The 25,049-nt window shown below is 44.5% G+C and carries 20 protein-coding genes and 1 riboswitch; all 20 genes read right to left on the bottom strand.

Annotated features, from left to right (window positions below):
* Nucleotides 1-176: 176 nt before the first annotated feature.
* Nucleotides 177-1,097, bottom strand: a complete 921-nt coding sequence (gene gnd / locus ACZ42W_RS08455; protein WP_464169959.1) for a phosphogluconate dehydrogenase (NAD(+)-dependent, decarboxylating) — start codon at nucleotides 1,095-1,097, stop codon at nucleotides 177-179.
* Between the two features lie 29 nt (nucleotides 1,098-1,126).
* The gene (locus tag ACZ42W_RS08450; protein WP_464169958.1) at nucleotides 1,127-2,392 is read right to left on the bottom strand and encodes a nickel pincer cofactor-dependent isomerase, group 22; all 1,266 of its coding nucleotides are present in this window, start codon (nucleotides 2,390-2,392) and stop codon (nucleotides 1,127-1,129) included.
* Nucleotides 2,393-2,418: 26 nt separating this feature from the next.
* Nucleotides 2,419-3,042: a bifunctional 4-hydroxy-2-oxoglutarate aldolase/2-dehydro-3-deoxy-phosphogluconate aldolase gene (locus tag ACZ42W_RS08445; protein ID WP_464169957.1), complete on the bottom strand. Its 624-nt coding sequence runs from the start codon at nucleotides 3,040-3,042 to the stop codon at nucleotides 2,419-2,421.
* 15 nt (nucleotides 3,043-3,057) lie between these two features.
* The gene (locus ACZ42W_RS08440) at nucleotides 3,058-3,876 is read right to left on the bottom strand and encodes a carbohydrate ABC transporter permease (RefSeq protein ID WP_464169956.1); all 819 of its coding nucleotides are present in this window, start codon (nucleotides 3,874-3,876) and stop codon (nucleotides 3,058-3,060) included.
* A gap of 3 nt (nucleotides 3,877-3,879) precedes the next feature.
* A complete protein-coding gene (locus ACZ42W_RS08435; RefSeq protein ID WP_464169955.1) occupies nucleotides 3,880-4,755 on the bottom strand; it encodes a carbohydrate ABC transporter permease in 876 nt (291 codons plus the stop codon).
* Between the two features lie 113 nt (nucleotides 4,756-4,868).
* Nucleotides 4,869-6,185, bottom strand: a complete 1,317-nt coding sequence (locus ACZ42W_RS08430) for an ABC transporter substrate-binding protein (RefSeq protein WP_464169954.1) — start codon at nucleotides 6,183-6,185, stop codon at nucleotides 4,869-4,871.
* Between the two features lie 327 nt (nucleotides 6,186-6,512).
* A complete protein-coding gene (ilvD, locus tag ACZ42W_RS08425) occupies nucleotides 6,513-8,135 on the bottom strand; it encodes a dihydroxy-acid dehydratase (RefSeq protein WP_464169953.1) in 1,623 nt (540 codons plus the stop codon).
* On the bottom strand, nucleotides 8,132-9,733 hold the full coding sequence (locus ACZ42W_RS08420; RefSeq protein WP_464169952.1) for a gluconokinase: 1,602 nt from the start codon (nucleotides 9,731-9,733) through the stop codon (nucleotides 8,132-8,134). Before ACZ42W_RS08420 ends, ilvD begins: the two co-directional genes overlap by 4 nt.
* Before the next feature lie 80 nt (nucleotides 9,734-9,813).
* On the bottom strand, nucleotides 9,814-10,671 hold the full coding sequence (locus tag ACZ42W_RS08415) for a MurR/RpiR family transcriptional regulator (RefSeq protein WP_464169951.1): 858 nt from the start codon (nucleotides 10,669-10,671) through the stop codon (nucleotides 9,814-9,816).
* A gap of 32 nt (nucleotides 10,672-10,703) precedes the next feature.
* Nucleotides 10,704-11,738 carry a PucR family transcriptional regulator gene (locus tag ACZ42W_RS08410; RefSeq protein ID WP_464169950.1) on the bottom strand — a complete coding sequence of 345 codons (1,035 nt, stop codon included), beginning with the start codon at nucleotides 11,736-11,738 and terminating at the stop codon, nucleotides 10,704-10,706.
* Nucleotides 11,739-11,869: 131 nt separating this feature from the next.
* Complete coding sequence (locus ACZ42W_RS08405) at nucleotides 11,870-12,994, bottom strand: ABC transporter ATP-binding protein (RefSeq protein ID WP_464169949.1); 1,125 nt, start codon at nucleotides 12,992-12,994, stop codon at nucleotides 11,870-11,872.
* A gap of 268 nt (nucleotides 12,995-13,262) precedes the next feature.
* Nucleotides 13,263-13,883, bottom strand: coding sequence for a 3-oxoacid CoA-transferase subunit B (locus ACZ42W_RS08400; protein WP_464170915.1), 621 nt, complete (start codon nucleotides 13,881-13,883; stop codon nucleotides 13,263-13,265).
* Nucleotides 13,884-13,893: 10 nt separating this feature from the next.
* Complete coding sequence (locus ACZ42W_RS08395) at nucleotides 13,894-14,565, bottom strand: CoA transferase subunit A (RefSeq protein WP_464169948.1); 672 nt, start codon at nucleotides 14,563-14,565, stop codon at nucleotides 13,894-13,896.
* Nucleotides 14,566-14,670: 105 nt separating this feature from the next.
* The gene (locus ACZ42W_RS08390) at nucleotides 14,671-16,086 is read right to left on the bottom strand and encodes a short-chain fatty acid transporter (RefSeq protein WP_464169947.1); all 1,416 of its coding nucleotides are present in this window, start codon (nucleotides 16,084-16,086) and stop codon (nucleotides 14,671-14,673) included.
* A gap of 270 nt (nucleotides 16,087-16,356) precedes the next feature.
* Entirely contained in the window at nucleotides 16,357-16,806 is a 450-nt protein-coding gene (locus tag ACZ42W_RS08385) for a sigma-54-dependent transcriptional regulator (protein ID WP_464169946.1), read from the bottom strand.
* Between the two features lie 156 nt (nucleotides 16,807-16,962).
* Complete coding sequence (locus ACZ42W_RS08380) at nucleotides 16,963-18,144, bottom strand: acetyl-CoA C-acetyltransferase (RefSeq protein ID WP_464169945.1); 1,182 nt, start codon at nucleotides 18,142-18,144, stop codon at nucleotides 16,963-16,965.
* 50 nt (nucleotides 18,145-18,194) lie between these two features.
* The gene (locus ACZ42W_RS08375) at nucleotides 18,195-19,376 is read right to left on the bottom strand and encodes an acetyl-CoA C-acetyltransferase (RefSeq protein ID WP_464169944.1); all 1,182 of its coding nucleotides are present in this window, start codon (nucleotides 19,374-19,376) and stop codon (nucleotides 18,195-18,197) included.
* A 235-nt stretch (nucleotides 19,377-19,611) separates the two neighbouring features.
* Nucleotides 19,612-21,588: a methyl-accepting chemotaxis protein gene (locus tag ACZ42W_RS08370; protein WP_464169943.1), complete on the bottom strand. Its 1,977-nt coding sequence runs from the start codon at nucleotides 21,586-21,588 to the stop codon at nucleotides 19,612-19,614.
* 87 nt (nucleotides 21,589-21,675) lie between these two features.
* Nucleotides 21,676-21,759: riboswitch (cyclic di-GMP riboswitch) on the bottom strand.
* A gap of 30 nt (nucleotides 21,760-21,789) precedes the next feature.
* Entirely contained in the window at nucleotides 21,790-23,181 is a 1,392-nt protein-coding gene (locus tag ACZ42W_RS08365; protein WP_464169941.1) for a sigma-54-dependent transcriptional regulator, read from the bottom strand.
* Nucleotides 23,182-23,197: 16 nt separating this feature from the next.
* Nucleotides 23,198-25,012 carry a two-component system sensor histidine kinase AtoS gene (gene atoS, locus ACZ42W_RS08360; RefSeq protein WP_464169940.1) on the bottom strand — a complete coding sequence of 605 codons (1,815 nt, stop codon included), beginning with the start codon at nucleotides 25,010-25,012 and terminating at the stop codon, nucleotides 23,198-23,200.
* Nucleotides 25,013-25,049: the final 37 nt, after the last annotated feature.

The following is a 25,049-nucleotide window of genomic DNA, read 5'->3' as shown; positions in this document are numbered from 1 at the left end:
GGTACCCCGCAGCTTGCAAGAAGCAGTTTAGCCCTTAGTTTGCTTTGCGAGCGTATTTCCGAGCGTCTGTATCGTAACTCCACTTGCAAGTCCCTCTTGCAAAGCATAACTTACAAGTACCGTTCGTAACGCTTATCATATATGAAAAAAGATACCCGAACGGGCATCTTTCCTCATTATTCCTTTTCGACCACTGCATGCCCACCAAACTCATTCCGTAGAGCCGCAACGACTTTTCCTGCGAAGGTGTCTTCTTGGCGGGAACGTAGTCGAGCTGCAAAGGACATAGCAATCGTTTCAAAGGGTACTCCGAATTTCCACGCTTCTTCAATGGCCCAACTTCCGGTGCTTCCGCCGCCTACTTCACCTGTAATTTCATTTAAGGTGTTATCCTTTTGAAGGGCCTTCTCGGTTAATTCCATCAAGTAGCCTCGGATGATGCTTCCTTCCGTCCAGAGATGAGCGATCTTATCAAGTTCCAGATCGTAGGGACCGTTATATAGAAGTTCAAAACCTTCTCCGATAGCCTGAAGCATTCCATATTCAATCGCGTTATGGACCATCTTTGTGAAGTGTCCTGAGCCACTAGGCCCTACGTACAGGTACTCTCCCATGCCTTCAGAAAGTGCTTTGAAGAGCGGCTCGGCTTGTTCAAAGGCTTCTTTCGCTCCACCAATCATCAGGCAGAGTCCAGCCTTCGCTCCCTCTTGACCACCGCTTGAGCCTGAGTCGAGATAACGGATGCCTTTTTCGGCCAGTCTCTGGGAACGACGTACGGAATCTCTATAGAAAGAGTTTCCCCCATCGATTACTATATCACCCGCGGCGAGCAATTCGCTGAGGCCTATATCACCAAAAAGAACTTGTTCTACAGGGTCACCCGCAGGTACCATCAACCAAATCACACGTGGTGAACTTAGTGAATCCACAACCTCTTGGATGGATTGACACCCTTTCGCTCCTAGAGTTGCAAGCTTCGCGACCGATTCTGTATTCATATCAAAGACTGCAACATTAATTCCTTTAGATAATACGTTCTCAGCTGCCAAAGCTCCCATTTTACCTAGCCCGATCATACCGTATGAGCAATTTCCCATATGTTCCTCATCCCTTCTTAAAAAGTATCTTAGAACAAGTTCCCTTGCTCATCAAACGCCCAATTACGCAAGTCGCCTATTTCGTATTTTCCTTGGGTGACTAGTTCTTGAATAACACATTCTGATGCCAAGAATTCACATAAGTGCAAGGTGTTTTTGATCCGCACCAAGCGTACTTTGGAAAGATCTAAGGCATTACTCGTTTTCACTGCTGCCCGAATGACATCATAGTCCGTTTCAAGAGTGAGTGGGATCTGAACTGGCCCGGTTACTGTTGACGTTAAGGCATTGGGATAGGTCTGTTCAGGAATCATCTTCTCCACCAAGCGACGTGCCACTATATCAGCTGTCCCGATACCATTCGCATTCCCATGGCTTCGTTCTGTTAAATCCAGAAGTACCATTTTACTAACCGCAGGTCCACCAAGAGCATACGGAGTTGGATATCTCCCCGTGATATTTGGATCCATCCCATCCCCACTAATATCCTTGCCGATCTCATCGATAACAAGTACATCCAATTGCTTGACTGGCAAACTCGGAATGAGCTTCTTTGCAAGTTCAAGCCAAACTGGCTCTTCTTCTAAAAGACGCTCGGCGGGTATAGCGAATATCGAATGGATTTGGTCATACGCATTCTCAACCACTCCGAGGCCAAAGGCCACTGGGGTTTTCTCAAGTAGCATGCTGCCCATCTCGATAATATGCCTTGCCATATGCTTAAAGCTATGAGCATGACATGCTTCTGCACCTTTTTGTTTCCCAAGACCAATAGTCAACATCTTAACTAAACCGCTTTCTATACTTCCGCGGAAAGCGGTATGCGGTTTTATCCGATTCACTAAGACAATCGCATCGGCGGCCATCGCATCTGTGCTGATGTAGACGGGTAACCCATCCGGTAAGACGCCAACTTCGAGGACCCCCATACTCGATTGAATCTCAGCTCCAACTTCCTCAGGCGTAATGCCTAGGCCAAGGAGCATCTCCTTCTGCCCTTCCGAAGTAGCACCCCCATGGCTTCCCATAGAAGGGATAATAATGGGCTCTGCACCTCGACTTCGGATTTCAGTGACAACTTGTTTTACAATAAGCGGAAGGTTATTGATCCCTCGACTTCCAACTGCAATCGCCACCTTCTGACCCGCTTGGATACGATCCAAGGTCCCAGGTCTCTGAAGAGCTGTTTTGATCGCGTTGGGTATATCTTTTACTTTCTCATTCGGAAAAGACTGTTTCACGAGTGCCATTTTAGGTAACGCCACATCACTTAATAATTCTTCATAAATCCCCATAGGGTCACCTTCTAAGCTTGGTATTTCTACAATGCAGATTGAAACTCTTGCAATAATTTATTGGCGAGATTCGTGATCTCTTGAAACTTCTTCTCTTTAACCCAGTCCTTCTTAACCAAGGCTCCCCCCATTCCCACCGAAACTGCACCCGCTCCAATGAAGGCTGCGGCATTTTCAGCAGTAATTCCGCCGGTCGGCATGAAGGGAATATACGGGAACGGACCACGTAACTCTTTTAGGTAGTTAACCCCCAGAGATCCTGCCGGAAAAAGCTTAACAATATCAGCCCCTGCTTCCAAGGCGAGTAGTACCTCCGTAGGAGTCATCGCACCAGGAATGGCTACCCGGCCATACCGATGTGCATATTGAATAACCTCTGGTCGAACCACTGGAGAGAAAAGAAAATCGGCGCCCGACTCGATAGCTCGACGAGCTGTTTCCGTATCTAAAACGGTACCTGCTCCGACAATAAATCGTGAATCTTTTTTTAACGACTCAATCACTCGCCAAGCACCTGGCGAATCTGCGGTGACTTCAAACGCAGACACTCCTGCTTCGCCTAATGCCTGAGCAGCATCGTAAGCCTCGGTCTCACTATATCCACGCAAAATCGCGAGTACACCTTTGTGCCAAAGACGATCGGTAACCATAAAAACGACTCCTCCTTATCCTTTCACTGCACCTGCAGTCAAACCGCTAATAATATACTTCTGAGCAAAGAGAGCGAGAATGAGTACAGGAAGAGTAATAATAACCGCGGCTGCCATCAATCCTCCCCAGTTAATATCCGAGTAAGAAAGGAAGGAGTAGACAGCAATTGGCAAGGTCTTTGTTTTCTCACCGGCAAGAACGAGGGAGAACATGAAGTTATTCCAAGAGAAAACAAAGGAAAAAATTGCCGAGGTAATGATTCCAGGCCCAGAAATGGGTAGAACAATCCGCCAGAAAGCTTCCTGTATCGTACACCCATCGACGCGAGCCGACTCTTCAAGTTCTAAGGGAATATTTTCAAAGTAGGACACCATAATCCAGACTATAAAGGGTAGCCCAACAAGCATGTGGCTTAGAATCATAGACGTGTAAGAATCCACAAGATTAAGCTTCGTAAAGAGGATAAACCATGGAATAAGGAAGGTAATCCCCGGAACAATCCGTGCTACTAAAATCGTTAGACCAAGCTTGTCTTGGCGATAACGCGCAATCGAGTACGCTGCAGGTAAACCCAAGACCAAGGAGAAAATAGTGGATACGACCGCAATGATAAAACTATTAATAATAAACTTGAGAAAACTATATTGTTCAAAAACAGCGACGTAATTCTGGAAGGTTGGTTTAAAAATAAGGATATTTTCTGTAGAAAGAATTTGCTGTTGTGTCTTGAAGGACGCCAAAACCATCCAGATAAACGGAAACAAGAAGGCGAGAACGACAGCAACCAGCAAAAGTCGCTGAAGATATTGAACAGGATCTTTACGCTTTGCCATAACTTAAGCCCCCCACCGTTTCCTGGCTGAAACCAGGAGCATACTCATACCAAGAACGATAACAAAGAAAATCATCAAAGAAGCAGAGGTCATCCCCAACTTGAAGTAGGAAAAACCTTGCACGAAGGTATAAATATTAATGGTCTCCGAATGAAAATCCGGACCTCCCCCGGTCATGGAGTAAATGATGTCAAATGTCTTAAGCGCGTCAATCGAACGGAGAAGTATCGCAACCAGAATTGTCGGTTGTAAAAGTGGCAAAGTGATTTTTGTTAACACTTGCCAGCGAGTTGCTCCATCCACCATCGCCGCTTCATAAGGCTCAGTGGGAAGAGAGGTTAATCCTGCTAGGATCATGAGTCCAATCATAGGTGTCCACTGCCATACATCTACAATGACAAGAGACATAATAACCTGCTTCGGCGAAGCAAGCCATAATTGGGGCGAGAGATGGAGAAATTCCATCAACTTATTCGCAATACCGATATTTGGTTCATAGATTAAGAGCCATACCAAGCCAATCGCAACGGGTGTAGCAATCATCGGTAAAAGGAACAAGGTTTTTAAAACATTTTTGCCACGGAAATCCTGGTTTAACAACAGTGCAATCGCAACACCGAGAACTGTTTCTACCGCAACTGCTGAAAAGGTGAAAGCGAAAGTTCGCCAGATCGATGAGATAAAGCGTGGATCCTCAAATAAAAGAGTTTTATAGTTGGCTAATCCGACCCACTCTGGCGGGACTAAGGAAGACATGCTCCAATCATAAAAACTCAATCTTAAGGTATAACCGATTGGAAATACCATCATGATGACAATAAATAAAACAGCAGGAAGTGGAAAGATATATTTTATATTCCGCTCAAGCCAACGACTCAATATGGTGACCCCCTTGCACTATTAACAGGAGCCGAGCCTCCCGCAAGAACGGAAGGCTCGTTCATTAAAATAATGAGACTGTAAGATGTAAACTTAACCCACGAGGTTTCGTTTTACTTTTTCTCTTTATCAATAATCGCTTGGAATGCAGTATTTGCATCATTCGCAGCTTTCGTGACATCTTGACCTTGAATTGCTGCTTGAATCGGGCCACCGACTGCATCACGAGCCGGTCCGATATCAATAACAAGTGGACGGTCATGGTCAACCGAAGTCTTCATAGACTCTACAACCACTTTAGAATACTCTGCTGGGAAGTTCTTCAATCCTTCTGGGTTATTCCAGACCGACTCACGAGCACCTGGGTTACCTGCTTGTTGCATTTTCAGCACGTTTTCTTTGCTGCTTGCCCATTTTACAAATTCCCAAGAAGCATCTTGATTCTTAGACTTAGCATTCATTGCTAAAGCCCAAGAAGTGATATTGTAAGGCTTAGCACCAGCAGTGCCTGCAGGAATTACAGCAAAGCCCACTTTATCGGAAACCGTAGATTTTGCTTTATCCGTTAAGTTCGTATACAAGCTATCTGCGTCTGTGAGGAAAACAGCTTTACCTTGTTGGAATACAGCGAAGGCTTGCGGCCAAGCCATATTCAGCGTTCCAGGAGGTCCATACAGACGAAGGAGATCTCCATAGGTTTGGTACGCTTTGATCGCTTCTGGAGTATTTACAGCGGCTTTACCGTCTTTTACAAAATCTCCACCGAAGCTATAAAGGAAGCTAGAGAATTGAGTTACCGCTGGAGAACGTTGACCACGGGCCACGAAACCATAAAGGTCTTTAGAAGGATCGTTTACTTTTTTCGCAGCAGCGACAAGCTCATCCATCGTTTTTGGTACAGGAATGTTGTTCTTCTCTAGGATGTCTTTACGATAGTAGAGAATTTCGCGCTCTGTGATGAGCGGTACTCCATAAATCTTTTGATCCATGGTTACTGAACCAATTGCAGCTTTGTTGAAATCTTTAAGATCCCAAGCGGTATCTTTTTGTGCATAACTTGTAACATCATTTAACCAGCCATTTTTAGCGAAGAGCTTACCCTCTTGAAGTGGGCGGAACATGAAGGCATCGATTGTCGTGGATCCAGAAGTCAACTCGACCGTGAGTTTTTGCGTAAGTTGATCCTCAAAGTAGCTTTCCAGTTTAACTTTGATACCTGTTTTTTGCTCAAACTCTGGGAGTTGTTGTTTCATTGCCTCTGCCCATGGATGGTTAGCAAAAACAACTCGGAGTTCAGTTCCAGCATACGGTTTATCCCCTGCTGCTGGAGTTTTTGGAGTTTCTTTGGTACCGCAGCCTGCTGCCAAGCCTAAGACCATGGCTAAGCTCAATACCATTGCTACCCCTCTGAAAAATTTTGGTTTTTTCACGACTTCCCCTCCTATTTTTTAATATAAGTTTGCAATTCATGCACATTTATAATTACGCCAAAATATTCGGAAATCCTTCCTCTTTGAAAAAAAAATTCTTTTTCACAACCTCTACATGAAAATTATGCCCATTATATATCAGAGGGCTTTACTGATAAACTATTGAGTACAGATGATAGGTAATGCTCCTATTTCCCAATACTTCTATGATTAAAGTCCTTTTTATACGATGACTCACCGTCACCGGATAAGGTACTAAACTTTCAGGTGGAGTTTAGGAACTCCACCTGATATATGCTTTCTTTATTCTTTGCTGCAAGAGGAATTCTAAGCGTCAAAAACCGCTCCGTAGTTAGCAGAGGACACTTTCCGCGCATACCCCTTAAGATAACGTGAAGCAGGCTTCTGGATGGGTTCCCAAGCGTTACGTCGTTCTTCCAACTCTTGCTCATCAACGAGGATTTCGAGACGACGGTTTTCAAGGTCGATTAAGATTTTATCTCCGTCATGAACCAAGGCAATGGGGCCGCCTGCTGCTGCTTCCGGTGAGATATATCCAACAGAAACTCCCCCTGAAGCCCCAGAGAATCGGCCATCCGTCAGAATTGCCTTCCCACCACGAACTTGGAGAAACTCTGTGACACGATGGAGCTCGCGCATCCCCGGTCCGCCGGCAGGTCCTTCATAACGAACAACAAGGATATCATTCGAATTAATCTTTTCCGCTGCCAGACAATCCTCCTCCGAATCAAAGACCCGTGCGACTCCCTCGATACGTTTTCCCTCTCCAGAGATGGCAGATTGTTTCAACAACGCCCCTTCTGGGGCCAAGTTTCCATAGAGGACAACCAGTCCCCCCTCCGATTGAATCGGGTTTTCTAGCGGCCGAATGAGCTCTCCTATCTCATGAACCTCACTTAGATTTTCTCCTATCGTCTTACCTGTTACGGTCATAACCTCTGTATGAAGCAGTGATTCCATACGTTTCATGACAGCAGGTGTTCCCCCTGCACGATAAAGGTCAACAACCGTATGCTCTTGGTCATTAGGAACGACAGCTACCAGAAACGGTGTGGTCCGACTTAATCTATCAAAGTCCTCGAGTGTTAATTCCAGGTTAATCTCTTTCGCCAAGGCTAAAAGATGAAGTACCCCGTTCAAAGAGCCCCCGATAGCTAATAATACTCGAATTGCATTTTCAAAGGCTTCCTTGCTTAAAATGTCTTGAGGTAGGACTCCCTCATGAATCATTTTGACCACTTGCATTCCGCTTTCCTCTGCTAAACTAAACCGCTTCGAACTTTGAGCAGGGAAAAGTCCATTACCTGGTAAAGCTAAACCTATAGCCTCAGTGAGCATTCCCATGGAATTAGCAGTGCCCAAATAAGGGCATATCCCCGGGCCGGGATAATAGCGCAAGGTTTCTTCAACGAGTGTCTTCTCATCAATTTCTCCCCGCATAAATTTCTGACGTGCGGCCTTTGACTCCCAAGGCTTTATCTCTGGAACATTCGGACCAGCAGTGACGAGGATACTAGGGAGGTTTATCCGTGCAGCAGCCATCAATAGTGCGGGTACAATTTTGTCACAAGAACCCATAAGGACCATTCCATCAAAGATATCGTGGCTTGAAATCATACTTTCCACAGAATCCGTAATCAGTTCGCGACTCGGTAGGGCGTAGTTCATTCCACAATGCCCCTGAGTGATCCCATCACAAATTGCAATCGTATTGAATTCCAGTGGAGTTCCTCCAGCTTGGATAATTCCTCTCTTAACATGCTCTGCTAACTCCCTAAGCGGGGCATGACCGGGAACAATTTCATTCCAGGTATTCACAACGGCGACGATGGGTCTATCCAAATCCTCATATCGAGCACCTGCAGTACACAAGTGAGCTTTTGCAATCGCTCTTTGAAAAGGTGGTAGCTGATTTAGACGGTTTGTCATTTTGAAGACCCTCCTTGTGCAAATTCATAGAGTTGATGGAACTGTGTTTCTCCAAGTCGAACCAATTCCTGATAGAGCTGATATCCTTCCTGGTAGCGTTTCTGGTGTTCTGGCTTCGGTTCTTGAATTCTTGAAAGCGGTACCAATTCAGCACATCGTTCAAGGGACTCCAATTGCCCCAAGGCATACCAGGCGAGAAACGCCCCACCCAAAGCCGATCCCTGAGTATGTTCCGGGATTCCTAGCGGTGTTCCTAAGATATCCGTAAGGATCTCAACCCATACTTCAGAGTTAGAAAAACCACCCGTAGCACGGATTTCGTGAGGGCTTCCTGTCATGTGAATAAGAAGCTCAACCACGCTATTGAGCTGATAGCTAATTCCTTCGAGGACAGATCGTGCTAAATGTGCCCTAGTATGGCTCAATTTTAAGCCCCTGAAGCTTCCCGAAACATCTTCTCGCCAAAGGGGCGCACGCTCCCCTGTAAGATAAGGAAGGCAGAAAAGCCCTTCCGTACCGGGTGCGATTCCGGCAACCTCCTCATTCATCTTCGTATAAAAATCACGCGAAGCTGTAGCGGCATCCTGAGCTAATGCATCCGAGCTAAGATTACCTGAATACAAAAGTCCCTGCAACCAGCGCAGTACAATTCCCCCATTATTAATGGGGCCTCCAACAATATAATGATTATCATCCACAACATAGCAAAACAGACGCCCTTCAGCATCTAATTTCGGTTGCTGAACGACTCCACGCACTGCACCACTCGTTCCGATTGAGATGGCAAAGGATCCGGGATGAACTGCCCCGACCCCCAGATTAGCCAGAGCGCCATCGCTTGCTCCTGCAACAACCCATGTATCAGAGGAAAGTCCCGTTTCTTCAGCTGATTCTGGTTGAATCCCCTTAAGGATCTCCGTCGTCTTTACTATTCTTGGCATCTGATCTATCGAGACTCCACACCACTGAATGGCTTTCTCATCCCATTCATGCGTAAATAAATTATATAACCCAGTAGCTGAAGCCAAGGATTCGTCGATAACCCACTCGCCAATTAAATCATGGAGAATAAACGACTTCAGATCGACCCACTTTTTCACCTCGCCCATAAGGTCAGGTCGGTTATCTCGAAACCAAGCTAACTTTAAGAGAGGAGACATCGCGTGAATCGGAGTCCCCGTTCTTTGGTAAATTTCAAGTCCCTCACTCTGACTACGAAGTTTCCGAGCGATAGACTCCGCTCTTTGATCTGCCCAGGTCACTAGGTTAGTCACAGGTGTATTATACTGGTCAATTCCTAATAAGGCGTGCATAGCGGTACTTAACACAATCACTTTTGGGCGCTTCTTAACTACCTTTAAAACCGAGCGGATAGCCTGATGAAAGGCGTCCTTTACTTTCATAGGATCCTGCTCTACCCAACCAAGCTGAGCCTGTATCAAAGGATAACCGCTACTCCGCTCGGCTACTAAACGAACCTTCTCGTCAAAAACAGCAGCTTTTACACTAGAGGTTCCAACATCAACACTTAGAATCCAATCTCGTTGGCTCAATCCTGCCACCCCATCTTCATCTCGAGCTTCATATGCCCGAAACATATTTCCTTATTGGACGAATAGAATAAAAAAAAGTTTCATGCAAGTGATTAAAAAAGGTTTCACGGTTTATTTATCCACCCCTAAAACCTTTTTAAGGCAATTACTTCACGGATTTTCTGAAGGTTATCTAAAAGAATGTCCTGTCGACGTAAAGAAACTCCAACAAAAAGAGTATCAATGATACTTAATTGCGCAATTCGGGAAGACATAGCCTCACTCCGATAATAAGATTCCTTACTGGAGGAGAACAGACAAATATCACTTTGCTTCGTGACCGGGGACTTTGGATAATTCGTAAGACAGATTGTCACAGCCCCTGCCTTCCGAGCAATTGAAAGAGACTCCACGATATCTTTGTTACTCCCTGAGTGGCTAATTGCAAATACGACTGACCCAGGTTTCAACAGCCTAGCCGAGATAACCTGTAGATGGGGATCAGTCAGGGCAATACAAGGAATTCCAACTCGCATAAACTTATGAAAAGCATCCTGGGCAATGGGGGAAGATCCACCCAATCCATAGAACTCGATGCGTTCTGCTCCATTAAGAGCATCCACTGCTTTTTCCAGAACCTCGTCCCGTACAAGTGTAAGGGTATCCTGAAGTGCTTCAATATTCGAATGAAATACCTTAATCGCTATGGTTGATAAATTATCTCCCGGAGTAATTTCTTGGTGGATATTCTCAAGTGGTTTAACTAAATCACTAGCTAGAGCAATCTTGAAAGCTTGGTAGCCTCCATATCCTAACCTCTTACACAAACGGAAGACTGTCGCTTCTGCACTTTGGGCAAACTCAGCGAGCTCTGTAATTGAAAGATGAATGATCTGATCAGGATTTTCTAAGACATACGTTGCCACTCGACTTTCTGCTGAGGTTAGTGAGGGAAGCATCCCTCTGAGCCGAACAAGACAGCCTTTTAGGCCTTTTTCATCCATAGTAATCCTCCTCTTCCGCACATCTCTTCTCGTTAGAGACTCATGTTCTGATGTTTCATCAGCCATACTGCACAATACAAATGCACTGCTCCAATAATCTGGCGAGGATTATATCCTGTAAACTCAGTTATCCGATCCAAACGATAAATTAAGGTGTTCCGATGGATGAATAAAGCTTTAGCCGTTTCACTTATACTTAAATCATGGTCTAAGAAGGCTTCTAAGGTCTCTAGTAAGTCTTCAGAGAGAGTCCCAATCACTCTCTGTATATAACGTTGATTTGTTTGGGGCTTAAGGTCAGAAAACAAGAGTGATAGTCCTAGATTCCATGCCGCTAAACCAGGGCGTCCTGGAAAAAAACGCTGCTGAATCTCGATCAACCGGCGAACCCCAAGGAAGTTCTCCCATAGGTTCCCTTCTGTAGCCTCTCCGATCGTAATCGTCGAGTTGATTCCCAACTCATCTGCTAGAAGGGTATGGATTTCTTGGATGAGTGATTCACCCCGTAATCGTTTTTCCAGATTGCTAGCTTCCTTATCCTCAAGTGGAATCCACAAGAATACATCGGGATCTTCTATCCACCGCACCTTGGCCTGTGGAAAAAGAAGTTTGATCACCTGAGCAAGCTCTTTCTGCCAATGCGAACAATGAACATACACGGGGTACCCTAGACCCAGGCGAGGCAGTCGGTACTCAATGACTTTTTGTTTGACTGTATCTGTATTCCATTCCTCTTTCAAGGCAATCTGGATAAACTTTTCCCAAGTCCAACGAATTGTAGACTCTTGCGAACTTTCTCGAAGGATATCCTTATAGATTTCAAGGGCCAAAGCTTCGACAAGCCTTCGAGTTAAACTGTTCGGGAGCACTGCTTCGGGCCACTTACATTCTAATTGGAACCCTTGCTCCACATTAATATTAAAAAAAGCTCGTGGTTCATCAACGTCTAAGTCAGAGGAAGGCTCTAAATTCTCCTTTAGAGAAAATTGAAGACCCGTTTCCAAGGACAGGCGATCTATCAGTCGTTTTGTGAGATCCGTTCGATTCCTTTGGATTTCTTGATTCAATATCATTCATCCTTCAATAGTATGATAAGTATGCGAGGAGTATAAAACATTTTATCATGCTTTTCCAGGATGTAAAACCTTAAGGGAACCCAATTCTCCCTAAGAAGAATCAGATTCCCATGGATTGAAGATTAATAATTTGCTTGATAACCTGGACGATGAATAACGTCCTGTGTCTCTGCATCGAAATAACGAGCTAAGCTCATATCAAAAGCGATCTTGTGATTTTGTCTCACTTTTACAGTGCTTCTAGCTCCAACTCGAGCAACAACGTTTTCCCCATTAACTGAGAAGTAAACGTAGTTCTCTGAACCCATGGGCTCCACTACGTCAACATGAATATCGACTGACCATTCTGGATGTGCCTCAAGGAACATTGTCTCGTCTTTAATGGCTTCTGGACGAATCCCCATCACGATTTCCTTGCCGATGTAGGGTGCAAGAGCTTCGCGCCGTTCTGGCAACGGTGGGACTTTAAAATCCTTGGAAACGAGCATCAATTCTCCATTTTCCTCTACGAGTTTCACCCTTAAGAAGTTCATCGCAGGTGAACCGATAAACCCGGCAACAAACATATTGCGAGGATGATTATAGAGATTCATCGGAGTATCTACCTGTTGGATAAACCCATCTTTCATTACAACAATCCGATCACCCATGGTCATAGCTTCTGTCTGATCATGCGTTACATAAACAATCGTCGTTTGAAGACGATGCCGAAGCTTTGAAATTTCTGCACGCATCTGAACTCTAAGCTTGGCATCGAGGTTAGAGAGTGGCTCATCCATCAAGAAAACCTTTGGTTCACGAACAATCGCACGGCCAAGTGCAACCCGTTGGCGCTGTCCACCAGAGAGTGCTTTTGGTTTTCGATCAAGCAAATGGGTAATATCTAGGATTTCTGCTGCCTCTTTGACGCGCTTATCAATTTCTGCTTTGGGGACTTTTCGTAATTTAAGTCCAAAGGCCATATTCTCATACACACTCATATGGGGATAAAGCGCATAGCTTTGGAAAACCATCGCAATATCTCGATCTTTGGGTGCAACATCATTGATCAATTTATCTCCGATATAAAGTTCCCCTTCAGAAATCTCTTCCAAACCGGCGATCATACGAAGTGTTGTCGTTTTTCCACAGCCTGAAGGACCGACGAGTACTAAGAATTCCTTGTCAACAATTTCTAAATTCAAATCATGTACAACTGTATTTTGATCATACTTCTTGACAACATTTTTAAATAGAAGACCTGCCATGGGATTTCCTCCTTTAAGTGTTTTGATATCGATCTTGTAGTTCATTCAATAATACTAGGTACAAGTTTAGCAAAGCATGTCTCATAATGCTATTGGAAGAATAGCCAAAAGCAGTTGGGCAATTTGACGAAAAAAACTCCGAAGCCTCATGACTTCGGAGTAGATATTCATTGCTTAGGTAGCTTTTCGCGCAGCGTTCACTCAATTTTATAACTAGGCTATCATTCATATAACCGACAAGTGGAAAAAGCCAATTGTTATAAGTCATTTATGCTGTTAGCAATGTCGCTTCTGTAGCTGTCTGCACATCCTCAAATGTGAGTCCTGGTGCGATCTCTTTAAGCACAAGGCCCTTAGGAGTCACTTCAATAACGCCCATTTCAGTAATAATTAAATTGACTTGTTTTGCAGCCGTCAATGGTAAGGTACATTTCTTTAATACCTTAAAACCTCCGTTTTTGGCACAATGCTCCATCATCACAATGACCCGACGAGCGCCGACAACCAAGTCCATAGCTCCTCCCATACCCGGAACCATCTTACCTGGAATCATCCAGTTTGCTAGATTACCTTCCTGATCGACCTGGAGGGCGCCCAGTACGGTAACATCCACGTGCCCACCCCGAATAATTCCAAAGGAGGTTAAACTGTCAAACGTACATCCTCCGGCCAGAATGCTCGAACTTTGTCCACCAGCATTAACGATATCTGAATCTTCCGTTCCAACTTCTGGGGTAGGTCCTACGCCTAAGAAACCATTCTCTGATTGTAGAATAATGTTGACACCTTCTGGCAAATAATTAGCAACTTTCGTCGGCATACCAATTCCCAAGTTAACAACGTCGCCGTTCTTGAATTCTTGGGCTACACGTTTAACTAACCATTCCATCCGTTCTTGCTTATCCAACTTTAGCCACCTCCTTAGGTACAAACACCAAGTAATCCACAAAGATTCCGGGAGTTACAACTTCATCAGGTTGAATTTCGCCCACCTCTACGATCTCTTCAACCTGGGCAATTACTGTTTTCCCTGCAGTAGCCATTAGAGAGTTAAAATTACGAGCAGAACCATGATAGACTAAATTTCCTGCTTTATCGGCCTTCTTGGCTTTGATGAGCGCAATATCAGCACTTAGAGGCAGTTCTAGAAGGTATTCATTGCCTTCTACAACTATCTTTTGTTTTCCATCTTCAATAACAGTACCAATTCCGGTTGGAGTTAAAATTCCGCCTAGTCCAGCACCGGCAGCTCTAATTTGCTCCGCCAGAGTTCCTTGCGGAACCAGTTTGACTTCTAGTTCACCTGAATTCATTTGGTTTCCCGTTTCTTTGTTTGTACCAATATGGGTAGCAATAACCTTCTTAAAGCAGTGATCAACTACGAGTTGTGCCAGTTCGTCACCAAGGATCCCTGTGTCATTCGCAATGAGTGTCAAGTCTTTTGTCCCTTGTAAACGAATGACTTCGAGTAACTTCCCTGGCGCTCCACACCCGATAAAACCGCCTACCATAATCGTCATTCCGTTTTCTACCTTACGTGCAGCTTCTTGTGGACTGATAATAACCGCCATTAGCTTCAACCTCCTTATTGCTTACTTACTTGTGTCATGGCGTCAGTTTTTATGGGGAAAGCTTCAGATGGAGTTTGAAACTCCACCTGAAGTGATTACCTTCATTTACATCATGATCGGTGCTACATAAGGGATTGTGTAACCTAAGAGCCATACCATGATGATGACGACTGGAGTATGGAATATTAGTTGTAGGAAGGAGAACCCTGCCAAGTCACGAGCTTTTACGCCCATGACACCCATTAAAGGGAGCATCCAGAAAGGATTGATAAAGTTAGGTAAGGCTTCGGCAGCATTGTAAATCTGAACAACCCAACCCATATTAAAATGCAACTGTTGCGCAGCTGAAAGAATATAAGGTGCTTCAACAACCCATTTCGCACCGCCGGAAGGAAGTAAGAATCCAAGAAGAGCGGAGTAGATCGCTACAATCGGTGCAAAGGTGTGTTCATTAGAAATAGAGACGAAGAAGTTCATCAGGACTTCATTAAGACCAGATCCCATCAAGATTCCGAAAATACCGGAGTAAATCGGGAATTGGATGAGGACTGAGCCCGTTGCGGGAACTGCTTTAGCACAAGCAACCAAGAATGCTTTAGGGCTCTTATGAAGTATCATACCTAGCATGAGGAATAAAATGTTATATGTGTTTAAGTCAAGTGCTGCAATAGGTCCTTTTTTACTAATGACATCAATGAGATAGAGCAGGATAAGAGCAACAATGATAACGGTTAAAACCGGGCTGTATTCTGGCTTTTCTCCGGGGCGGGTAGGCTTTCCAACAATAATTCCATTATCGCCATAGGTAATACCGGCAGATTCTGCAGTTTTCGAATGTTTTCCATCGGGTGCAGAAAAGTAGCAGATTGCTACAGAAAGGACAATTAAGACAAGAACCATAACTCCACTTTGCCAGGTAAAAATCGTTTGGGTCAGAGGAATAACACCACTGATTTTGTAAAGTGCAGCAGGCATTGATGACTTGCTCGCCATCTGTAAGCCAGCTGAAGAAGATAGACCTAAGGCCCAGATACTTCCTAATCCGAGATAACCGGCTGCGCCAAGTGCTCGATAGTCAACATCTTTAACCCTTTTGCTCACTTCTTTAATCAAAACACCACTGAAGATCAAGCTGAATCCCCAGCTCAGTAGAGAAGCGACCATGGCGAAAAATGCGACATAGGCTACCGCCCCTTTTGCGGTCTTCGGCACTGCAGCTAATTTTTCAATGAATTTCATGACAGGTTTGGACATTGCAACAACATACCCTGAGATAATAACGAAGGACATCTGCATTGTAAAAGGAATCAAGCCCCAATAGTTAGAACCGAAGTCTACTCCGATCTGCATGGGTGACCGACCCATAGCTAAGGCGGCGATGGTAACGATTACAACGGCCAAACATGCGAAAACATAGGCATCCGGGAACCATTTTTCACTCCATTCTGCAAGAGCGCCACCCATCCGTTCCAGAATCCCGGGTTTTTCTTCTACATGACCTGAATTTGTTTGTAGTGACATTAGCATTAATCCCCCTTTTAATAAAATAGATATTGAATAAAAGATAAAAAATATAAGGTTAATTTATTAACTTCACACCACCTTTCTCTCTTTAGATAAAGCAATCTCTGTGCCAACTCCGAAAAATTTGTTGAAATATAAAAAAAACCGGGAGATATGTCTCCCGGGCGGGTTCTGCCGATTTTCAGTGCCACGCATGTTAGGGTGCTTGAGGGGAAAATCATCGAATGGTGTGAAATGCTTTACCCATGCGCGCATAAATGTGCGCACTCAGGTTACCTTTTTGTATTGGTTAAGAGTTTTAACCTCCTGGAATAGCTGGTCCACTTCAGAGGTCAAACGCTTCATGCGAATAGCACGTGCCACATAAAACTTTACTTGTTCCACGTTAAACGGCTTTATTATATAATCGAAGGCCCCGCGTTTCATAGCCTCCACAGCATCCTGCCCACTCCCATAAGCTGTCATCAATACGATAGGCAAGTTTGGCTTTATCTTATGAATTTCGCTAAAAGCCTGTAGCCCATCCATTTGGGGCATACGAATATCTAAAATCACAGTTTCATATTCCCTCATCTTAACCATTTCTAAGGCCTGAATACCGTTCTCAGCTGCATCCACCTCATACCCATCTTTACGCAGTACCGTATTAAGCACTAAGCGTAGACTTTCCTCGTCATCTGCTATCAATATATTACCTTTGCTTGAAATCTTACTCACCCCTCCTCGGCCCAGTTACGAAGAACCATAATATGCACCTTATGACGGCCTTATCATACCTTCTCATCTAGAATTAATCTGTACTGACTTTAATATTAAGGGGGAACCCAGATGGGTTCCCCCTTAATATTTTCACTTCTAAGAGTTTACAGCACTCTAATCACGCTCTACGATTAAGGCGATGCCCTGTCCTCCACCAATACAAAGTGTTGCCAGGCCGCGCCTTGCTTGAAGCCGTTTTAATTCATACAGAAGGGTTACCAAAATACGAGCACCGGAAGCTCCAATAGGATGTCCCAAGGCAATCGCTCCACCATTGATATTTGTCTTATCCATATTCAGTTTGAGTTCCTTGGCCACCTCTAAAGTTTGTGCTGCAAAAGCTTCATTAGCTTCGACCAGATCTATTTCTTCTATAGTCAACCCAGCCTTGTCTAAGGCTTTGCGACTGGCCGGAATCGGTCCAGTCCCCATTATTTTTGGATCGACGCCCGCTGAAGCATAAGATCGGATAGTCGCCAAAGGTACAAGTCCTAAAGCTTCAGCCATCTCTTTGGCCATAAGAACAACGGCAGCTGCTCCATCATTAATACCTGAAGCATTTCCAGCCGTAACCGTTCCTTCTTTTTTAAAAGCTGGCTTAAGTTTTGACAGGGATTCATACGTTGCGCCAAATCGAGGAAACTCATCCTGATTAATAATGATAGGCTCACCCTTACGTTGGGGTATGCTGACAGGAACAATCTCTTCGTTAAATTTTCCTTCTTTAATGGCTTTTTCAGTTCGATTCTGGCTGCTGACAGAATACCGATCCTGTTCCTCTCGAGTGATACTAAACTGTTCGGCCACATTCTCTGCCGTTACACCCATGTGGATATCTTCGAAAGCGTCCATCAAGCCGTCCTTCAGAAGGCTATCGTAAATTACATCATTCCCCATACGATAACCGCTACGTGCTTTGGGCAGGAGATACGGGGCTAAGGACATGTTCTCCATCCCACCAGCTACCACGATATCAGCGTCGCCGAGTAAGATAGATTGAGCCGCACAAATAATCGCTTTTAACCCAGAACCACAGAGTTTATTCATCGTCCAAGCAGGGGTCTCCTGTGGAATGCCCGCATATATAGCCGCCTGACGAGCTGGGTTTTCCCCTTGCCCGCCTTGTAACACGTTGCCCATAATCACTTCTTCGACTTGATCAGGAGTTATCCCCGCCCTGTTGATAGCTTCACGTATAGCTATAGCACCTAACTCCGTTGCTTTGGTTTGTGCAAATACACCGTTAAATGAGCCAACAGGCGTGCGTACTGCACTGACAATCACGGCTTGCCGCAAAATTCATCCCTCCAATACTTAAGGCGGAAAGGTAAAACTAACCCAACAAACTACTGCCGCTCCACAATCATGGCAATACCCTGTCCACCACCTATACACAGAGTAGCCAAACCGCGTTTCGCTTGACTCCGTTTCATTTCATGGAGTAAGGTAACCAAGATACGTGCGCCAGAAGCTCCAATTGGATGCCCCAAAGCAATAGCCCCTCCATTAATATTCGTTTTTTCGGATTCAAGCTCAAGCTCTTTACCTACTTCTAAAGTTTGCGAGGCAAATGCCTCATTCGCCTCAACAACGTCGATATCTTCTATTGTCAAGTTTGCTTTGACCAGAGCTTTACGTGTAGCAGGAATGGGTCCGGTCCCCATGATGAGTGGGTCGACACCTGCCGAAGCCCAAGATGTGATAACTGCCAACGGAGTGAGTCCGAGTTGTTCAGCCTTCTCTTTACTCATAACCACAACAGCTGCAGCCCCATCATTAATCCCTGAAGCATTTCCGGCCGTCACTGTTCCATCTTTCTTAAATGCTGGGCGAAGTTTAGCAAGTCCTTCATTGGTCGCGCCAAAGCGCGGAAATTCATCCTGCTCGACGATGATAGGATCTCCTTTACGCTGTGGAATGCTTACAGGTACAATCTCTTCCACAAATATGCCTGCCTTAATTGCTTTCTCTGCCCTGTTTTGACTTTGTACAGCATAATTATCTTGCATTTCTCGCGTAATCCCGAACTTTTCAGCTATGTTTTCAGCTGTTATACCCATATGAATATTATGAAAAGCATCGGTCAACCCGTCATTGACCATCGTATCTACGATAACATCATTTCCCATACGATAACCGTTCCTAGCCTTTGGCAATGCGTAAGCAGACTGGGACATACTCTCCATACCACCGGCTACAATCACATCGGCATCTCCGGCAATGATCGCCTGGGCTGCACAGGCTACAGCTTTTAGACCGGAACCGCACACTTTACTCACAGTCCAAGATGGAACCTCTTGTGGAACCCCGGCTTTCATCGCCGCCTGGCGAGCTGGATTTTGCCCTTTTGCCGCGGATAGTACATTACCCATGATCACTTCTTCAACATCAGCAGGAGCGATACCGGCACGGCTAATAGCCTCTTTAATGACAATTGCACCCAAATCCGCAGCAGTAACCTGGCTTAGTGCCCCATTAAAAGAACCGAGGGGTGTTCGAACAGCACTAACGATAACGACATCTTTCACTTAAAGTTCCTCCTTGTATTTAGTCTAGGATCAGATTAGGACTGAGCCACTTACCTAAACTAAATATATAGCAAACTTCATGCCAACTTTGGCGTTTTTAGAATAATAGACGTCAAAGCCTGCTGATGTCACACTTTTCGTAACTACGCTGTTCAAATGCCCACCGGTTCTCTCGTATTTCTTATCGAACCCGTGTAACTTTTTCACTCTGGAGTGCAATAACCTGCGCACGTGGTTAAATTTTGAACTGTGTTACAGCTCCTTGTAAACCCTCTGCCATTTTGTTAAGGTCTTGACTGGCTTGCGCTATTTCCTGAATAAACGCCAGTTGTTCTTCCGAAGAGGCAGATACAGATTGAACATGTGCGACGGCATCCTTGCTTACATTACTTAACTGATCAATTGATGTTGTAACACGCTCACTGTCCAGTGCTACTTGATGAACCATCTGGTATATGACCTTAATCTGCTGTGAAATCGTGTTTACGGATAAAGAAATATCACGAAAACTAGTTGCTGCGGTTCCCACCACTTCTGCCCCTGTCTCAACTTCCTTCGTCCCAGCAGTCATGGCTTGAACTGCCTGTTCTGTATCCCCTTGAATTTGCCGTATGAGGAGTGTAATCTGTTTCGTTGCCTCAGCTGACTGCTCAGCCAACTTACGCACTTCATCGGCTACAACAGCAAAACCACGGCCCTGTTCTCCGGCACGTGCTGCTTCGATGGCAGCATTAAGAGCTAAGAGGTTTGTCTGTTCGGCAATTCCAGAAATGGCATTCACTATATTCCCAATCTCGTTCGAGCGATCACCCAGTTTGAGGACAAGTTCGGCCGCCTGTGTGACCACATCTTGAATACGGTCCATTTGGTTCATGGCCTTATCTACCGCATCACTCCCAGTTTGGGTTGCGAGTAGAGTTTTCCCAGAAAATTCCACCACTTTGTCCGTGTTGCCGGTCGCATGTTGAATGCTATCCTGAATCTCAGCCATAGCTTGCTTGGCCTCATCGATGGTCATAAGTTGATGCTCAGCACCCACGGCTACCTGGGACAGAGAGCTGGCGATCTGGTCACCTGCCTGAGCTGATTGTTCAGCGCTAATCGCCAAATGACCCGCTGAAGATACAACGTGTTCCGCAGAAATTGCAACCTGTCCCACTAAAGAATGCAGATTCTTGACCATCATCTGCAGCGCTTCGGCAAGGCGGCCAATTTCGTTTTTGGCCTTAATATTCATCTCGATTTGGCTCAAATCGCCTTGAGCAACCCGTTCGGCCTGAGCTTGTAAATTAGAAAGCGGTTTGGTTATCCGATTTGTTAAGACCACCAAAGCAAGGATGGCTATCAAGAGAAGAATTGCTGTAGTTATAACTGAGGAATAAGCAAGGGATACCAAAGGGCCTAGAAACTCATGTGTTAAAGCAGTAACGGAGAGGACCCAGGTAACCCCGGGCACTGGTGCATAAGCTAAAAAGTTGTCCGCACCCTTTAGTTTGATCTGGAATTCACCGGTTTCCCCCTTAAGTATTTTCTGATATCCTGCCTTAAGCGTTGGATCAAGTTCGGAATCCTGCATCGGATTATATTTCATCACCAGGTCTTGGTTTGGGTGGGCAACCGTCATACCATCACTTTGGTATAAAGATGCATAGCCCGTTTTCCCCACTTTAATCTCAGTTACCCTGCGCGAAAGTTCATCCATTTTAACATTTCCACCCAAAATCGCTACGATCTTGCCATTTTGCTTAATCGGCACTGCTATGACAAACGCCATTTTTCCATCAGCCTTACCCAGGAGGGGATTTGAGATAACCGTTTGACTGGTTTTCAACAATTTTGAATAATAATCTCGTTCACTAATGCTTCCTGTTGTCCCCGCGGGTGAGTACCAACTTCCTTTTTCATCTGATACCCAAAATGTACTGTAATCTGGTAGACGTTTCAACTCTGCACTTAAATAATTCTTAATCGCTGTCTGATCACCAGTTAAGATTACTGGAGCATTCGCTATTGTTTCCAATTCACCCTTACGAACACCAATCCACGCACCCAAATCCTTGGCCGCGCCTTGGGTTGTTAAAGTCATCTCCTGGTTTAGATCACTCATAATTATGTTTCTGGTATTAAAGTAATTAATGAGCGTGAGTACACCGAGTGTTAATACGAGAATGACTCCTACAAATGTAATGAAAACTGTCCTAATACTGCGCAAATAAAACACTCCTTTCGCAAATAAAACACTCCTTTATTAATAAAAAAGCGCCACACTCCCTAGGGCATGGCGACAAAGATAGCGTCTGTCGGTAGCCTGGCAGTCATCACTCAAAGTGGAAGACCCATAGCTTTGCGTCCATAGCTTTCGCCATGTTTGCCTTTATCGCAGGAAATATTTTTTTAATGGATAGACCTTATATTAGTTTTTTAAATTATGCTCCTGAATTTTATAAATTAATGCGCGTCGAGAGATCTGTAGTAACTTAGCCGCATGGGCCCGATTGCCACCCGTAGCGCTAAGGGCTTTGACAATATGGTTTTTCTCTGCTTCTGCTAGAATAGTACGTAATGAACGAAAGGCTTCTGTACTTTCCTCAAGCGAACTTTCTATCTCTGTTTCTTCAGGAATTAAATGGGAGGGTAAATTTTCAGGTACAATTACCTTCGAGTTACTCATTATTAGTGCATGTTCAACTGCATTTCCCAATTCTCGAACATTGCCAGGCCACGAGTAATGCCGAAAAACATTAATAACTTCCGGGGAAAAAAACATACCCTCGCGCTGTGCTTCCGCAGCAAAATGCTTGAGAAAATATTCTGCAAGCAAAATAATATCGTCTCCGCGCTCACGTAAAGGAGGAAGATGAATGGAAACAATATTAAGACGATAGTATAGGTCCTCCCGAAAACGCTTTGCGGCAATTTCCTTAACCAAATCACGATTGGTTGCTGCGATAACACGAACGTTAGTTACATAAGTCTGATTGCCACCAACCCTTTCGTATTCCCGCTCCTGCAATACTCTTAAAAGTTTAACCTGTAAATTAAGGTTCAGCTCACCTATTTCATCAAGAAAGATTGTGCCGCCCTCAGCAAGTTCGAATTTACCCGGTTTTTGATTAATAGCACCCGTAAAGGATCCTTTTTCATGTCCAAACAGCTCACTCTCCACCAAGCCCTCAGGTATAGATCCACAATTCACTTGGATGAAGGGTTTTTGCCAGCGCTCACTGACAAAATGGATAGTTCTTGCGACCATACCTTTGCCGGTACCGCTATCACCAGAAAGAAGCACAGTGGCCTTGGAGTTTGCCACCCTGCCGATGCTCTTATAAACTTCCTGTATTTTAGAGCTCTCACCGATCAACCTGAAAGGTCCAGTAGTCTCTTGGCTTAAAGCTTGAACCTCTTGAGTAAGATACTCTACTTCCTTACTCAGATCCGACATGCGTATTGCCCTTGCAATCAAGATTTTTACTTCCTCTACGCTAAAAGGCTTTATGACGTAATCAAAAACACCACGTTTCATCGCTTCGACAGCAATCTCTGCCGTACTATAAGCAGTCATCAAAATCACTGGCAAGTCAGGTTTTTGTTTGTGTATTTCGTAAAAAGCCTGAAGACCATCCAATTGTGGCATCCGGATATCTAATAACACAGCTCCGTAATCTCCACTTAAGGCCATTTCCAAAGCATCGGTACCATTATTGACAGAGTCTACTTTATAACCAGCTTTACCCAACACTGTTTCCAGCACCATACACAAGCTCGGCTCGTCATCGGCAATCAGAATCTTTGTTTTTTCTGGCATATTCTTCCTCCAATCTTTAAGCTTCGGTAGTATATGGTAAGAATAAACTAAAGATGGTTCCTACCCCCTGTTTACTCTCAACTTGAAGTTGCCCATGATGGATTTCCACAATCTTGTTGCTCACCGCTAATCCTAAACCTGTTCCCCTGTCCTTAGTTGTATAAAAAGGGTCAAAAATCCGCGGTAAATCATCAGGACTAATTCCGCAGCCTGTATCTATTACGTCAATCACGATCCCCTTATCAGCCTTCCTCGTCCTGACCCTTACTTCTCCCCCCTGAGGCGGAAGTGATTGTGCAGCATTGAGTAACAGGTTGACTAATACTTGCTTAATCAGTCCAGCATCAACTGAAATCATTCCAACGTCCGGTTCAAAATCTTTAATTAATACAACAAAATCTTTTTTAAGACTAGGAGAAAGCAATACTAGCGTCTCTGAAACCAGTTTATTCGGATCAATTTGAGAAATATAGTCCTTTGAAGGTTTGGCAAAGTAAAGTAGATCTTCTACAATCCCGTTTAAGCGGGTGATCTCCCTAACAATGACATCGCCAAATTGTCTTGATGGATTATCCCTAGGTATTTCATCCAAGAGAATTTCCGCACTACCTGAGATGGCAGCCAAGGGATTACGAATCTCATGAGCAACCCCAGCAGCCAATTCTCCAATGGCGGCCAACCGGTCGATTCTCCGGACCCAGTCTTCAAAAACTTTACGTTCTGATAAGTCCTTAAAAACAATGACCGTCCCTAAGATATGTTCTTTATTGCGCAAGGTCGACGTACTGACACTCAGAGGTACTGTGCTGCCATCATTGCGGTTAAAAACCACTTCATTTCCAATAAAAATCTGGCCTGTATGCAAAGTATCCAAAATCAATGTTTGAAAGCTTCCCTGATCTGCCAAAAGATCACACCATTTTTTCCCAATATCTTCTTTTTTCAGGCCACTAATCTTAATTGCAGCATCATTGATCCTTGTTAATTTCCCGTCATTATCAATGGTAATAACTCCATCTACCATACTCTCCATAATCACATCTGTATGTGAGCGTGATTTCTCCAAGCTAGCCGCCATATCGTTAATCGCTGCGGTTATTTCTCCGAATTCACCATTTATATTAGGCATGCGGTATTCAAAGTCGGATCGAAGACGCCTTAAACCCGCAATTATTCTTTGTACCGATGATGAAACATAGTTGGCAATGACAAGGACAGTGATTAGTCCCGCTAACAGTGCCACTCCCAAAGTCAAGTACATAACCAATTCCATAGAAAGGATTTGTTCATCTACACTCTTTGTTAGCTCGTTTGCCCAAGTATAACCAATGATTCGTCCATTTCTCTGTAGCGGTACCATGGCGTTTAATATACTTCCTCGGACCATCTGTCCTCGTACGGCCTCGGAAATCCCCTCAGCCATAACTTCCCGGCCCTTATGATCTAGACTAATGGGTTCCCCCATCTTACTGGAGAATTCGCTACTGGGCCCGTACGTGATAATGGCATCTAAATCTTTGGAGTAAAACCCAGCACCTACTCCAGGGTTAGCCGTAACAATTTGATCTGTTACCTTGGCAAGTCTTGAATTCAAAATCGCAATCTTTTCGCTGTCAGGTAACATCTGCTCGTCCTTTGATAAAAGGCTATCATAGTCCCCGGGAAGATTGAAGTCTAAGGATCGGGCAATACCATATAGTTTGGTTTCCTTTTCGTTAATCAGAGACTGTTCCGCTCTTTGGATAATAACATACCCAGAACCTAAGATCGGAATAGTGACAGCAAGCGTTAAAATGAGCATCAGCTTTAAACGTAAACTAAAACCTCGCATTTAACATCCTCCCAGGGCGTTACCTGTTAATATATGA

The sequence above is a fragment of the Desulfitobacterium elongatum genome, from assembly GCF_055378975.1.
Note: the sequence above shows the minus strand (reverse complement) of the source record. Positions and strands in the feature narration are given on the sequence as shown.

Bases quoted from the DNA above. Each gene is read 5' to 3' on its own strand.
- ACZ42W_RS08420 (WP_464169952.1), bottom strand. From the start codon at position 9,733: ATGTTTCGGGCATATGAAGCTCGAGATGAAGATGGGGTGGCAGGATTG.
- ACZ42W_RS08395 (WP_464169948.1), bottom strand. From the start codon at position 14,565: ATGGCGGTTATTATCAGTCCACAAGAAGCTGCACGTAAGGTAGAAAAC.
- ilvD (WP_464169953.1), bottom strand. From the start codon at position 8,135: ATGACAAACCGTCTAAATCAGCTACCACCTTTTCAAAGAGCGATTGCA.
- gnd (WP_464169959.1), bottom strand. From the start codon at position 1,097: ATGGGAAATTGCTCATACGGTATGATCGGGCTAGGTAAAATGGGAGCT.
- ACZ42W_RS08445 (WP_464169957.1), bottom strand. From the start codon at position 3,042: ATGGTTACCGATCGTCTTTGGCACAAAGGTGTACTCGCGATTTTGCGT.
- ACZ42W_RS08390 (WP_464169947.1), bottom strand. From the start codon at position 16,086: ATGTCACTACAAACAAATTCAGGTCATGTAGAAGAAAAACCCGGGATT.
- ACZ42W_RS08365 (WP_464169941.1), bottom strand. From the start codon at position 23,181: ATGCCAGAAAAAACAAAGATTCTGATTGCCGATGACGAGCCGAGCTTG.
- atoS (WP_464169940.1), bottom strand. From the start codon at position 25,012: ATGCGAGGTTTTAGTTTACGTTTAAAGCTGATGCTCATTTTAACGCTT.
- ACZ42W_RS08405 (WP_464169949.1), bottom strand. From the start codon at position 12,994: ATGGCAGGTCTTCTATTTAAAAATGTTGTCAAGAAGTATGATCAAAAT.
- ACZ42W_RS08450 (WP_464169958.1), bottom strand. From the start codon at position 2,392: ATGGGGATTTATGAAGAATTATTAAGTGATGTGGCGTTACCTAAAATG.
- ACZ42W_RS08440 (WP_464169956.1), bottom strand. From the start codon at position 3,876: ATGGCAAAGCGTAAAGATCCTGTTCAATATCTTCAGCGACTTTTGCTG.
- ACZ42W_RS08400 (WP_464170915.1), bottom strand. From the start codon at position 13,883: ATGGAATGGTTAGTTAAACGTGTAGCCCAAGAATTCAAGAACGGCGAC.
- ACZ42W_RS08415 (WP_464169951.1), bottom strand. From the start codon at position 10,671: ATGGATGAAAAAGGCCTAAAAGGCTGTCTTGTTCGGCTCAGAGGGATG.